At 64.6% G+C, this 12242-nt stretch carries 13 protein-coding genes; 10 read left to right on the top strand and 3 right to left on the bottom strand.

Features of this window, described 5'->3' with window-relative positions; all coding sequences use genetic code 11:
- The first annotated feature begins 21 nt into the window (after window positions 1–21).
- From gap (BKY27_RS12860) to BKY27_RS12830, 8 genes are all read left to right on the top strand, one after another.
- Window positions 22–1026 carry a type I glyceraldehyde-3-phosphate dehydrogenase gene (gene gap / locus BKY27_RS12860; RefSeq protein WP_071674894.1) on the top strand — a complete coding sequence of 335 codons (1005 nt, stop codon included), beginning with the start codon at window positions 22–24 and terminating at the stop codon, window positions 1024–1026.
- Window positions 1027–1284: 258 nt separating this feature from the next.
- On the top strand, window positions 1285–1785 hold the full coding sequence (locus BKY27_RS12855; protein WP_071674893.1) for a helix-turn-helix transcriptional regulator: 501 nt from the start codon (window positions 1285–1287) through the stop codon (window positions 1783–1785).
- 78 nt (window positions 1786–1863) lie between these two features.
- Window positions 1864–2007, top strand: a complete 144-nt coding sequence (locus BKY27_RS20260; protein WP_199559107.1) for a hypothetical protein — start codon at window positions 1864–1866, stop codon at window positions 2005–2007.
- Window positions 2008–2132: 125 nt separating this feature from the next.
- Window positions 2133–3131: a type I glyceraldehyde-3-phosphate dehydrogenase gene (gap, locus tag BKY27_RS12850; RefSeq protein ID WP_071674892.1), complete on the top strand. Its 999-nt coding sequence runs from the start codon at window positions 2133–2135 to the stop codon at window positions 3129–3131.
- A 197-nt stretch (window positions 3132–3328) separates the two neighbouring features.
- Window positions 3329–4507, top strand: coding sequence for a phosphoglycerate kinase (locus tag BKY27_RS12845; RefSeq protein ID WP_071674891.1), 1179 nt, complete (start codon window positions 3329–3331; stop codon window positions 4505–4507).
- 85 nt (window positions 4508–4592) lie between these two features.
- A complete protein-coding gene (locus BKY27_RS12840; RefSeq protein WP_146636237.1) occupies window positions 4593–6254 on the top strand; it encodes a hypothetical protein in 1662 nt (553 codons plus the stop codon).
- A gap of 152 nt (window positions 6255–6406) precedes the next feature.
- Window positions 6407–7300, top strand: coding sequence for a fructose bisphosphate aldolase (locus BKY27_RS12835; protein ID WP_071674889.1), 894 nt, complete (start codon window positions 6407–6409; stop codon window positions 7298–7300).
- A gap of 188 nt (window positions 7301–7488) precedes the next feature.
- Complete coding sequence (locus BKY27_RS12830; protein WP_071674888.1) at window positions 7489–8082, top strand: type VI secretion system-associated protein TagO; 594 nt, start codon at window positions 7489–7491, stop codon at window positions 8080–8082.
- A gap of 60 nt (window positions 8083–8142) precedes the next feature.
- Here BKY27_RS12830 and BKY27_RS12825 read toward each other — a convergent pair whose 3' ends face one another.
- Together BKY27_RS12825 and BKY27_RS12820 are read right to left on the bottom strand one after the other, a co-directional pair.
- On the bottom strand, window positions 8143–8628 hold the full coding sequence (locus tag BKY27_RS12825; RefSeq protein WP_071674887.1) for a bacterioferritin: 486 nt from the start codon (window positions 8626–8628) through the stop codon (window positions 8143–8145).
- A gap of 111 nt (window positions 8629–8739) precedes the next feature.
- Window positions 8740–10344 carry an acyl-CoA dehydrogenase family protein gene (locus tag BKY27_RS12820; protein ID WP_071674886.1) on the bottom strand — a complete coding sequence of 535 codons (1605 nt, stop codon included), beginning with the start codon at window positions 10342–10344 and terminating at the stop codon, window positions 8740–8742.
- Between the two features lie 150 nt (window positions 10345–10494).
- On the opposite strand from BKY27_RS12820, the gene BKY27_RS12815 reads away from it, so the two are divergent.
- Window positions 10495–10785: an FtsB family cell division protein gene (locus BKY27_RS12815; RefSeq protein WP_071674885.1), complete on the top strand. Its 291-nt coding sequence runs from the start codon at window positions 10495–10497 to the stop codon at window positions 10783–10785.
- Between the two features lie 110 nt (window positions 10786–10895).
- Complete coding sequence (locus BKY27_RS12810; protein WP_071674884.1) at window positions 10896–11201, top strand: hypothetical protein; 306 nt, start codon at window positions 10896–10898, stop codon at window positions 11199–11201.
- Between the two features lie 125 nt (window positions 11202–11326).
- Here BKY27_RS12810 and BKY27_RS12805 read toward each other — a convergent pair whose 3' ends face one another.
- Window positions 11327–11986, bottom strand: coding sequence for a L,D-transpeptidase (locus tag BKY27_RS12805; RefSeq protein WP_071674883.1), 660 nt, complete (start codon window positions 11984–11986; stop codon window positions 11327–11329).
- Window positions 11987–12242: the final 256 nt, after the last annotated feature.

Raw genomic sequence — 12242 nt, 5'->3', positions numbered from 1 at the left:
ACAGAAACAGGAGCCCTGCCCATGACCGTGACTGTTGGCATCAACGGATTTGGCCGCATTGGCCGCTGCACGCTGGCCCATATCGCCGAAAGCGCGCGCAACGACGTTTCCGTGGTCAAGATCAACGCCACTGGCCCGATCGAGACCTCTGCCCACCTGTTGCGCTATGACAGCGTGCATGGACGTTTCGCCGGCACCGTCACCACCGAGGGCGACACGATGGATCTGGGCCACGGGCCGATGCAGGTCTTTTCCACCTACGACCCCAAGGAATTGGATTGGTCGGGCTGCGACGTGGTGCTGGAATGCACCGGCAAGTTCAACGATGGCGACAAGGCGAATGTGCACCTGGACCAGGGCGCCAGGTCGGTCCTGATCTCGGCCCCCGCCAAGAACGTGCAGCGCACCGTGGTCTATGGCGTCAACCACCGCGACCTGATCAAGGGCGAGACCATGGTGTCGAACGGCTCGTGCACCACCAACTGCCTCGCGCCGCTGGCCAAGGTGCTGAACGACGCGATCGGCATCGAAAGCGGCCTGATGACCACCATTCACAGCTATACCGGCGACCAGCCGACGCTGGATCGCCGCCACAGCGACCTGTACCGCGCCCGCGCCGCCGCGATGGCGATGATCCCGACCTCGACAGGTGCCGCCAAGGCGCTCAGCGAAGTGTTGCCGGAAATGGCGGGCAAGCTCGACGGCACCGCCCTGCGCGTGCCCACGCCGAACGTCTCGGCCGTGGACCTGACCTTCGTGGCGGGCAAGGACGTGACGGTGAACGACGTGAACGAGGTCGTGGCAGAGGCGGCCAATGGTTACATGGGCATGGTCATGTCCTATGACCCCGAGCCCAAGGTCTCGATCGACTTCAACCACACCACCCAGTCGTCGATCTTCGCGCCCGACCAGACCAAGGTCTCGGGCAAGCGACTGGTGCGGGTGCTGGCGTGGTATGACAACGAATGGGGCTTCTCGGCGCGCATGGCCGACGTGGCCGCTCATATGGGCCGCCTGCTGCACTGATCCTCGCAGATATTTTCAAACCTTAAAAACGCGCGCGCCCGGAGCGGGCGTTTCGCTGTCGGGCGGGGGCCTTTGGACGCCGTGACCTTTGGGTCATGCCCCCGGCCTGGGCTGCGCGTTTTCCACACTTGGTGGATGGTGTTTCGGCCGCTCCGGCCTGTTTGACGCAACGGCACCCTATCGCGGCACCAGCGGCAATTTGCCCCGCGCAATGGTTCCTGTTGTGAAACGCGTTGCGGTCGCTGTAAACCCGGAAAGATGAAGCTTGAGGTCGCCAAACAACCGTTGATCATCGCGGCGCTGATCCTTGTGCAGACGGTCTGCGCGGGGTTCTTCCTGTATGACGTTCTCATCGACCAGGCCACGTTGGCGGATACACCGACCGAGAAGATCTATCTGGTCTTCGAAACCGTCGCCGCCCTGTCGCTGCTGGCCGCGATCTTTTTCGAAGCGCGGGTTCTGCGCAGCTTGCTGCGCCGAAAATCCCATCTCGAACGGCAGGTCAGCCTTGCCGCCCGCGCCTTTCACGACGTGATCGAGGAACGCTTCGCCGGCTGGGGATTTACCCCGGCCGAGCGGGACGTGGCGCATTTCACGGTCAAGGGCCTTGCCATTGCGGAAATCGCCGGGCTGCGCGGGTCGGCCGAAGGCACCGTCAAATCCCAGCTCAACGCGATCTACCGCAAGGCCGAGGTCGGCAGCCGGGGCGAATTCCTGAGCCTGCTGATCGAAGACCTGATGACCACCGGCCCCGAATAGGCCTGCGCCGCCACTTGCTCTTGCCTCTGGCACGCAATTGCGCAGAGTACGAAGACCGCATCAATCGGGCTGTTTCCCATGACCAACACCATCGCGATCTGGATCGTTGTCCTTGTCCTCGGCGTCTTTGCCGCCGACTTCCTGTATTTCGGATGGGACTTGCCGGTGCTGGTGGGGCGGCAACTGTTGCGCCTCGTGGATTGGGTCTCCTTCTGGCACTGATTGCCGCCCCGACCGGCAAAACTGTCTTTCAATTTTCACAGAGATCGTCTATGCAGCGCCAATGTTAGCGTTAACATGGCCTGCGGGCGCGGCCCCGGGTCATTTTCAGACGAAGAGGGAAAGCCATGACCGTGAAAGTCGCCATCAACGGGTTCGGTCGCATCGGGCGCAACGTGCTGCGTGCGCTGATCGAGAACGGACGCACCGATATCGAAGTGGTCGCCATCAACGACCTCGGCCCGGTCGAAACCAACGCCCACCTGCTGCAATATGACTCGGTCCATGGCCGTTTCCCGCAAGAGGTGACCCATGGCGACGGCTGGATCGACGCAGGCCGCGGCCGGATCGCGGTGACCGCGATCCGCAACCCCGCCGAGCTGCCGTGGGGCGATGTCGATATCGTTCTGGAATGCACCGGCATCTTCAAGGGCGACAAGGCAAAGGTCCATCTCGAAAACGGCGCCAGCCGCGTGCTGGTCTCGGCCCCGTCCACGGGCGCGGACAAGACCATCGTTTACGGCGTGAACCACGGCACCCTGACCGCCGACGATGTGCACGTCTCGAACGCCTCGTGCACCACCAACTGCCTCGCGCCCGTCGCCAAGGTGTTGCAGGACAATATCGGCATCAATCGCGGCTTCATGACCACGGTGCACAGCTATACCGGCGACCAGCCGACACTGGACACGATGCATTCCGACCTTTACCGCGCCCGCGCCGCCGCGATGAGCATGATCCCCACCTCGACCGGCGCTGCCCGCGCCGTTGGTCTGGTGCTGCCGGACCTGGCCGGCAAGCTCGACGGGGTGGCGATCCGGGTGCCGACGCCCAACGTGTCGGTGGTCGACCTGACCATCGAAGCCGCCCGCGACACCTCGCCCGAGGAAATCAACGCGCTGATGCACGCCGCAGCCGATGGCCCGCTCAAGGGAATCCTCGGCGTGACCGACAAGCCGCTGGTGTCGATGGATTTCAACCACGACCCGCACAGTTCGACCTTCGCCACCGACCAGACCAAGGTGCTGGAGGGCCGCATGGTGCGCGTGCTGAGCTGGTATGACAACGAGTGGGGCTTTTCCAACCGGATGCTGGATACGGCCGTCGAAATGGGAAAATACCTGTAACGGATCGTCGCCTGGCGGCGCCGATCCGGGGGCGGTCCGCCTCGCCCCCACAAAGGGGGCCTCGCCGGGCCGCTTGGGGCCAGCCCCAAACCCCGGAGTATTTTCACCAAGAAGAAGGGGGCAGCGGCGGTTTGGCGACTGCCCCTTTTTGTTGGGCCTGCTATGAGCAGGGGAAACAGACGACAGGAGGACCCGCCATGGGCTGGAAGACACTCGACGACATGGACCTTGCGGGCAAGATCGTGCTGACCCGCGTGGATATCAACGTGCCGGTGAAGGACGGCACCGTGACCGACGCGACGCGGATCGAGCGGATCGTGCCGACGATCAGGGACATCCTCGCCAAGGGCGGCAAACCCGTGCTGCTGGCGCATTTCGGACGGCCCAAGGGCAGGGTTGTGCCCGAGATGAGTTTGCGCGTCACCCTGCCCACGCTGGAAGAGAAGCTGGGCCGCAAGGTCGCGTTCGTCGAAACGCCCTCGCGCGCGGCGCTGGAGGCCCTGCCGCCGGAGACCGTGGTGCTGGTCGAAAATACCCGGTTCGCGCCGGGCGAAGAGCAGAACGCGCCGGAGATGGCCGATTTCCTTGCCGCGCTTGGCGACATCTATTGCAACGATGCGTTTTCGGCGGCGCACCGGGCGCATGCATCGACCGAAGGGGTGGCGCGGCGGCTGCCCTCTTGTGCCGGGCGCCTGATGCAGGCGGAACTGACCGCGCTGGAAAAGGCGCTTGGCAATCCGGTGCGCCCCGTGGCGGCGGTCGTGGGCGGGGCCAAGGTCTCGACCAAGATCGACCTGCTGGGCAACCTCGTCGAGAAGGTGGATCACCTTGTCATCGGCGGCGGCATGGCCAACACGTTCCTGGCCGCGCAGGGCATCGACGTGGGCAAATCGCTGGCCGAACACGAGATGGCGGCAACCGCGCGCGAGATCCTGACCAAGGCCGAGACGGCGGGCTGCGCCGTGCATCTGCCGAAGGATATCGTCGTGGCGCGGGCGTTCGCCGCCGGGGCCGCCCATGACACCGTGCCCGCCGATCAATGCCCGGCGGATGCCATGATTCTCGATGCAGGGCCGGATACAGTGGCGGCGCTGATCGACCTCTTTGCCACGTGCAAGACGCTGATCTGGAACGGCCCGCTTGGCGCCTTCGAGATCGAGCCCTTCGATGCCGCGACCAATGCGGCCGCCGAGGCGGCCGCCCGGCTGACCGCCGAGGGCAAGCTGGTCAGCGTCGCGGGGGGCGGCGACACGGTGGCCGCGCTGAACAAGGCCGGGGCCGCCGATCGCTTTACCTACATCTCGACGGCGGGCGGCGCGTTCCTTGAATGGATGGAAGGCAAGACATTGCCCGGCGTCGCCGCATTGGAAGGCTAAAAGCGCTATCGTGTTGCGTGAGTCGGGGCGGATGGGGTTTGCTGACCTCGTCCGCCCTTTTCATTTCGAGCCAACAGGTATTGCCATGTCCAGATCTTCCCTTCTCGGTGCCACCGCGCTGAGCGCGCTGCTGGTCCTGCCCGCCCATGCCACCCCCACCACGCTGTGGGAGCTGTTCACCATCGACCGGGTCGCCAATCTCGGCGCGCAATGGATGGTGACGGCCCTGCGCGGTATCGCCGATGTGACCTATGCCCATATGGACCTGCGCCCGCTCGATGGGCGGATGGTGCTGACAGGACTGCACGTTTCGCCCTACGAGCAACCGGAATGCGCGATCACTGTCGACCGGGCGGTGGTGCAGACCGCGCCCCTGGACCAGATCGCCTATGGGGCGGTGAGCATGGATGTAATGGGGGCAGAGATTGGTCGCAGCTGTTTCAATGAGAACGATCTGGAGGAAATGGCGCACATGGGTCTTGAGCGGCTGGTCCTGGATCGCGCCCATCTTGACCTCGATTACACCTTCTCCACCGGCGCCATGACCGTCGAGGTGACGGCCCTGTCTGATGGAATTGCCGAGGTGCACGGGGTCGCCGAGTTCGACTATTTCGCGGTGAATATCGACACCGCAGAGCCGGTGGCCGACCTCACCTATGCCGCCCTGACGGTGACCGATCGCGGCGGATGGGGCGCGCTGTCGGCTGGAATCCCGCCGCAAATGCTGGCGCCCGAGGTGCTGCTGCCGTCGCTGGTGAACGATTTGCTGCCCCGTTGGCGCGATCCGTCCGCCCCGCCCACGGTCGAGTCGGTGCCGGAGCCGAACGCGCCCTCGGGCGATAAAGACCAAGCCGCCCCTGCCCCCGTGCCACAGCCCACGCCGACGCCGCTCGCCAACAGCGCCGAGGATGAGGCGGGCCACGCCTTTCTTGAAAGCGCCGTGGGCGCCTTTGCCCGCTTTGCCGCGGCCCCGGGCACGCTGCGACTGGACATTGCCCCCGAGGCCCCCGTGCGCCTGACCGAAGACATGTTCGAAGAGTTCGGTGCCATTGTGCTGGCGCTTCAGCCAGCGCTGACGCGTCTGGATGACGTCGGCTCTGGGCCCATGACCGCCGAAGACCGCGTGCGGCTGGCCGCGTGGGTGGCCGCGTGGCAGGCCAATGGAACAGAACCGCCGGAGATCGAAGACGCGCTGCTCTTTGCGCGGGCCTTTCTGACCGGACGGGGCGCACCGCGCGACCCCGAGATGGCGATTGAAATCCTGTTGCCTTACCTTATCGACGGCATCCCCGGCGCGGTAGACATGGCGCTTGCCGCGAGCGACTTTTTGCAGCCGGATTTCGCCTATCGGATCGCCCGACAGGCCGCGGCTGCGGGCAACCGCGCGGCCTTTGCCCAACTCGACAGGCTCGAAGAACGGCTTGCAGTGGACGAGGTCATTGCAATTCAGGCTGCGGATGGCGCTCCGGTCTACGCCTTTTCCGGTGACGAACCAGCGCGTGACCTGCGCGAGCGCGCCTATGCGTCGCTGACCGGGCTCGGCGCACCTCGCCGCTATGACGAGGCCTATTTCTATGCGCTGCTGGCGTTGGCCTCGGGCGATACCGCCGCCGGGGTCATCGTGGATGAGATCGAAACGATGTCCGACCGGATGTCAGAAGAGGATGCAGAGGAGTGGGCCAGTTTCCTTGCCTCGATCCGCCACCAGGTCACGGATCAATGGGCCTCGGCCCTGGCCGAACAGTAGCCGGTCGAGCACAGCGCGACCCGGCGCGGCGTCTTTGCCGCGCCGCCCGTTAGCGCAACCAGAATTGAAGGCTCCAACCCCCTGCCCTATCACCGGGAAAAAGCCATTCGGGCCGCCTATGGCCGCAAGACACATGAGCGAGGACACCAGATATGCCCAATCAGGATCAGACCGCCCGTATTCGCACCGGCCACGGTTTCATCGCCGCGCTCGATCAGTCGGGCGGCTCGACGCCCAAAGCGCTGCGCCTTTATGGCATTTCCGAGGATGCCTATGGCTCGGAAGACGAGATGTTCGACCTGATCCACCAGATGCGTGCGCGGATCATCAAATCGCCCGCCTTCACCGGCGACCGGGTGGTTGCCGCGATCCTGTTTGAAATGACCATGGACCGCGCCGTCGATGGCATCCCGACAGCGCAATACCTGTGGGACAAATGCGGCGTGGTGCCCTTCCTGAAAGTGGACAAGGGGCTGGCCGCCGAAGAGAACGGCGTGCAGGTGATGAAGCCCATGCCGGACCTCGACGCGCTGCTGGAGCGCGGCGTCGCCAAGGGCATCTACGGCACCAAGATGCGCTCGGTCATTTCCGCCGCAAATCCGGCGGGCATCAAGGCCGTGGTGGACCAGCAATTCGAGGTGGGCCAACAAATCCTCGGCCATGGCCTTGTGCCGATCATCGAACCCGAGGTGACGATCTCCATTGCCGACAAGGCCGCGGCGGAAGAGATGCTGCGCGATGAAATCCTCGCCCATCTCGACGCGCTGCCCGAGGATCAGCAGGTCATGCTGAAATTGACCCTGCCCGAGGTCGACAACCTCTACAAACCGCTCGTCGATCACCCGCGCGTTCTCAAGGTCGTGGCACTGTCGGGCGGCTATTCCCGCGACGAGGCCAACGACCGCCTGTCGCGCCAGACCGGCATGATCGCCAGCTTCAGCCGCGCCCTGACCCAAGGGCTGTCGGCCGATCAAAGCGACGCGGCCTTCGACAAGATGCTCGACGCCGCGATCGAGTCGATCTACGCCGCGTCCATCGCCGGCTGAACCGGTCACGGAAGGCTGCACCGCTTCGATCACAGGACGGTCCGGGTCCGCGCGCTTGCCCAAGGCGCGCGCGGGCCGTCTGCCACCCCGCCAAGAGGCGCCGCCGACGCCATGGGATGACAACCGGACCATTTACCATTTGTTAACATTGAACGGATTGTCTGCTGGAACGCAGCAAGGGAATCCTCATGAAACGTTTGGCAACCTGCCTGGTCCTTCTCGCCACCCCGGCTCTTGCAGATGAAACAGCCTGCATCGCCATCACCGACGATGCGGCCCGTCTCTCCTGTTACGATGACCTGTTCGGCGCGCCGCCCCCGGCCGCCCCGCCTGTTGAAACAGCATGGGAAACGCGCATCGAACGCTCGGACATGACCGATGACACCAATGTCTATCTGACGGTGCAATCGAATGAGCCCGTCCATTGCGGCTGGGGGGCTGGCGGCCATCCAACCCTTTACTTGAGATGCCGCGAGAACACGACGGCGGTGATCTTTTCAACGGGGTGCCACATGGCGTCCGGTTTCGGCGGTTATGGTCAGGTGACCTATCGCCTCGACAGAAATGACCCGCGCGAGCGGGGCTTTACCGAAAGCACCAACAACCGGTCCCTTGGCCTGTGGCGTGGCGGTCAGGCGATCCCGTTCATCCGGGACATGTTCGGCCACGATACCCTGCGCGCCCGAATGACCCCGTTCAGCGAAAATGCCATCGAGATGACCTTTGATATTTCCGGGGTTGAGGAGGCTGTCACCCCCTTGCGAGAGGCCTGTAACTGGTAGACCCGAAAACGCCCCGGCCATCGGGCCGAGGCGTCAAACACGCAAGCGATACGGACAGGATCAGGCCTGCGCCGCGCTGTCGGCCAGATAGGTCTGCATGAAGACCGGTTCGCCAAGCCTGTCGAGCAGATCGAGTTGCTGGTCCAGCCAGCCCCAGTGCCCCTCTTCGTCCATGGTGATGGTCTCCAACAGCACGCGCGAGCCGATGTCGCTGGCGTCATAGGCGGCTTTCGCGGCCTTGGTGTAGACCTCGATCGCCTCGGCCTCGTCGGCGCGGTCGATCTCGAACATCTGCTTGAGGCTGTCGGCCTTCACCGGCTTTTTCGCTGGCACCATCTCGGGCGTGCCGCCAAGAAACAGGATGCGGTCGATGAACTGACCCGCATGGCCAAGCTCTTCCTGCATTTCCTCGCGCATTTTCCCGGCCAGTTTGCCAAGGCCCCAATCATCGAGCACATGGGCATGAAGCAGGTATTGCTGCGAGGCCGAAAGCTCCATCGACAGGGCTTTCTGAAGCGACTCGAGGCTGGCTTGGGAATGTGGCATGTGTCTCATCCTTTCCGTTGCGGCGACGGACCGGACCCGTCGCTCAATCCGTTTAGAATGATTCTAAGTACCATTGCCGACGTTTCAAGGCCCGCCACCTGTGCCGCCGCGTCAGAGCGGCCCCAGCCGGGCCAATATCGGCGCCACGTCCGCATCCGGCAGGCTGCCCGCGATCTGCCCCCGCTCGCCCCCAAGCCGGGTCGCGGCATAGGCGGCGCTGACAGGTTCGGGAGCTTGCCGGATCAACACGGCGGCGGTCAGCAACCGGGCGAGGCTTTCGACAAACCACCGCGCTTCGGCTTCGACCGGTTCCTTGGGCCACCGGCTCGTGTGGCGCTTCAGGCCCGCGTCATAGGCGGCGCAGTGGCCGGTCGCGGCCTGCAATTCGGCGTGCAGCACCGCGCCCGCCGCTGGCTCTCGCGCCAATGTGCGCAGAATGTCGAGGCAGATCACGTTGCCGGACCCTTCCCAGATCGAATTGAGCGGCGCTTCGCGGTAGAGCATCGGCAGGGCTGTATCGGTGACATAGCCCATGCCGCCCATCACCTCCATCGCCTCGTAGACCAGACCGGGGCAGAGCTTGTTGCCAAGGAATTTCGCCAGCGCCACCGCGATCCGGGCAAAGGCGCGATCCTCTTCGGAACTGCCGTCGAAGGCCCGTGCCACCCGCAGGCCAAGCGCCGTCGTCCCTTCCCAATCCAGCGCCAGATCCGCCAGAACCGCCCGCATCAGCGGCTGGTCGATCAGCCGGCGTTGAAAGGCGGTGCGAAACGTCACCCAGTGATGCGCCTCGGCCAGCGCCGCCCGCATCAGCCCGGCAGGCGCCAGCGCGGTATCCAGACGGGTGTGATGCACCATTTCGATGATCGTGCGCACGCCGCGCCCCTCGTCGCCCACGCGGTAGGCCAGTGCGCCGTGATACTCGATCTCGGACGAGGCATTGGCCCTGTTCCCCAGTTTGTCCTTGAGACGCATCAGGTGGATCGCATTGCGTGCCCCCTCCAGCCAGCGGGGAACGAGGAAACAGGTCAGTCCCTCGGGCGCCTGTGCCAGCGTCAGGAACCCGTCCGACATCGGCGCCGAGCAGAACCATTTGTGCCCGGTCAGGCGATAGGCGTCGCCGTCGCGCGTGGCCACGGTGGTGTTGGCGCGCACGTCGCTGCCGCCCTGTTTTTCGGTCATCGCCATGCCTAGCGTGGCGGCGCGTTTCCCGGTCAGCGGGGCAATGGACGGGTCATACTGGCAAGCGGTCAGCTTGGGCAGCCAGTCCCAGCCCAGATCCGACCCCATCAGCGCCGGCACCCCGGCGTAGGTCATGGTCATCGGGCAGCAGGTTCCCGGCTCGATCTGGCTGTGCAGATAGACCATCGCGGCATGGGTCACATGGCTGCCGCCCGTCCACGGCCCGGCCGCATAGCCCGCACCCAGACCCACCTGCATCATCTGGTGATAGCCGGACGGAAACCAGACCTCGTCCAGCCGCCGCCCGCCCCGGTCGAACAGCCAAAGGTCCGGCCCCACATGCTCGGCTTCGTGGGCCGCCGCAGCGACCTCGGCAGTGCCAAGCAGTGCGCCATGGGCCGCCAGCGCCCCGGCATCGGCCCCCATCGCGTGGGTTTGCAGCACCGGGTCTTCGGCCCACAGGTTTCGGGCCGCGCGCAGGGGCGGCTGGTTCGTGACCTCGTGAGTGGGCAGATGGGAACGGGGGCTGATCATACAGCCATGCTAAGGTGGCACAGGCACCCAACGCAACCGGGCCGCGCGCAGCACACGAATCCGCACACACGAGGGATTCCCTTTTCCCCGCCGATATGCGAGTCTGACGCAACGGACCCGCATCAAGACGGGCAGAGGCAAGGCAGAGACATGCAACGCAAAAGCATATCGGGGGTCGTGATGCCCTTGGGGCTGCTCTTCGTGGGGGCCTATTTCACGTTTGCCGCCGTGCAGGGCGACTACGGCCTGTTTCGCCGCATCCAGATCGAAGCCGAGCGCGATGTGTATCAGGCCGAGCTGGACGCGTTGCGCGAGGAAACCGCGGACATCGCCCTGCTGACACACCGCCTGTCGGATGACTATCTGGATCTCGACCTGCTGGAAGAACAGGCACGAGAGCGGCTCGGGTTTTATCGCCCCGATGAAATCGTCCTGCCCTGACACGGCGGCCCGGCACCGGGCCGCAACATCCCTGAAATTTGAACACTGAGTGGTTGAGGCTGGCCGGAACCTCCTGTTTCATGGTCCCACCGCATAATCGGGAGTCCGTGATGAAATCTTTGCGCCTGTTCTGGCTGTCCCCCATTGCGCTGCTCGCCGCTTGCGCGACGACGCCGCCGCCACCGGATGACGCCCCCCTCGAAGAGGTGCCCGAAGCCGTGGCCGCCATCGCCGACCCGGCCCAGAACCTGAGCGTCGTGCGCATCGACCCGGTGGACGGGTGTTACTGGTATCAATACAGCGGGCCGGTCGAGACCACGTTCCTGCCGCTGCGCACCAGCGAAGGCCGCGCGATCTGTACCCGCGCGCCGGAACCGGAGCCGGAAATCGACCTCACCGTGGAGCGTATCGAGTAAAACCTCTCGCACAACCGCCGGGGCGCCCCCGCCCCGGACCTGGTCCGGGGCCAGCACCACGGATCGAGTCAAAAAACCCCGGCTCGGGGCCGGGGCGCACTTTCTTCAATCGCATGGGCAGCCGATCAACTGGACGCGGACACCATGTTTCCGGCCGGATACAGCACCGCCGTCACGCCGGTATCAACCCGCTCATACAGCCCGATGATATGTGCCATCACCATGCGCACACAGCCCGAGCTTGCCTGTAGCCCGATAGACCATGGCTGCGGCGTGCCATGTATCCTGAGGTAGGTGTCGCGGTTACCGTCATAAAGATAAAGCGCCCGCGCGCCCAAGGGGTTTTCCGGCCCGCCGGGCACCCCGTCGGCAAATTGTTCGTAGGTTCCGGGGTCTCGCTCGACCATCGCGGCGGTCGGCGTCCACGTGGGCCAGCGTGCCTTGCGCGCTATGGTATAGGTGCCCGCCTCGTAAAGGTTGCCACGCCCGATCGCCACGCCATAGCGCATGGCCGTCCCGTCCTCTTGAATGTGGTAGAGGTAGCGCGCGACCGCATCGACATGGATGTCGCCGGGTGTCAGACTGTCGTTGGCCGCGACCAGCCGCGGCAGAAAGCGGGGGTGCAATCCCCAAGGGTTCGTGGTGAAAGGATCGTAGCCCAAGGGCGTGACCTGTGCATCCCACTCGTCCCATTGCGCCCGCGTGGCGGCGCGCACGGCGGATGGGGCAAGTGCCGCCGAAAAAAGGGCGGTGGTGGTGGAAATGAAATGGCGCCTCGTCAACATCGCGCAGCCTCTGAAAAAAATTTGGAACAGCGGGACAAATAAGGACTTGCCACCGGGGCGACAAGCGGTTCCGGGGCGAAAACCCTCACAATCCTGTGTAACGCCGCCGATCCGGGCTTGCATTTTCGCCGCCCGTCCAAGACCAGTTGGGGGACGTCGCCCTTGGGACATCCCGTGGGAAATTCGTGGGTGATTTTTCCAGCCATCTCTGATAGAGAATAGTTCAACGTTAAACTATATCGTTGACCGAGAGGAG

It is taken from the genome of Nioella nitratireducens (genome assembly GCF_001879715.1).
Taxonomy (GTDB): Bacteria; Pseudomonadota; Alphaproteobacteria; order Rhodobacterales; family Rhodobacteraceae; genus Nioella; species Nioella nitratireducens.
The sequence above is the reverse complement of the archived record's forward strand: the minus strand, read 5'-3'. Positions and strand labels throughout refer to the sequence as shown.

Excerpts from the sequence above, each read along its gene's own strand:
- gap (WP_071674894.1), top strand. The coding sequence starts at position 22 with ATGACCGTGACTGTTGGCATCAACGGATTTGGCCGCATTGGCCGCTGC.
- BKY27_RS12855 (WP_071674893.1), top strand. The coding sequence starts at position 1,285 with ATGAAGCTTGAGGTCGCCAAACAACCGTTGATCATCGCGGCGCTGATC.
- BKY27_RS20260 (WP_199559107.1), top strand. The coding sequence starts at position 1,864 with ATGACCAACACCATCGCGATCTGGATCGTTGTCCTTGTCCTCGGCGTC.
- gap (WP_071674892.1), top strand. The coding sequence starts at position 2,133 with ATGACCGTGAAAGTCGCCATCAACGGGTTCGGTCGCATCGGGCGCAAC.
- BKY27_RS12845 (WP_071674891.1), top strand. The coding sequence starts at position 3,329 with ATGGGCTGGAAGACACTCGACGACATGGACCTTGCGGGCAAGATCGTG.
- BKY27_RS12840 (WP_146636237.1), top strand. The coding sequence starts at position 4,593 with ATGTCCAGATCTTCCCTTCTCGGTGCCACCGCGCTGAGCGCGCTGCTG.
- BKY27_RS12835 (WP_071674889.1), top strand. The coding sequence starts at position 6,407 with ATGCCCAATCAGGATCAGACCGCCCGTATTCGCACCGGCCACGGTTTC.
- BKY27_RS12830 (WP_071674888.1), top strand. The coding sequence starts at position 7,489 with ATGAAACGTTTGGCAACCTGCCTGGTCCTTCTCGCCACCCCGGCTCTT.
- BKY27_RS12825 (WP_071674887.1), bottom strand. The coding sequence starts at position 8,628 with ATGCCACATTCCCAAGCCAGCCTCGAGTCGCTTCAGAAAGCCCTGTCG.
- BKY27_RS12820 (WP_071674886.1), bottom strand. The coding sequence starts at position 10,344 with ATGATCAGCCCCCGTTCCCATCTGCCCACTCACGAGGTCACGAACCAG.
- BKY27_RS12815 (WP_071674885.1), top strand. The coding sequence starts at position 10,495 with ATGCAACGCAAAAGCATATCGGGGGTCGTGATGCCCTTGGGGCTGCTC.
- BKY27_RS12810 (WP_071674884.1), top strand. The coding sequence starts at position 10,896 with ATGAAATCTTTGCGCCTGTTCTGGCTGTCCCCCATTGCGCTGCTCGCC.
- BKY27_RS12805 (WP_071674883.1), bottom strand. The coding sequence starts at position 11,986 with ATGTTGACGAGGCGCCATTTCATTTCCACCACCACCGCCCTTTTTTCG.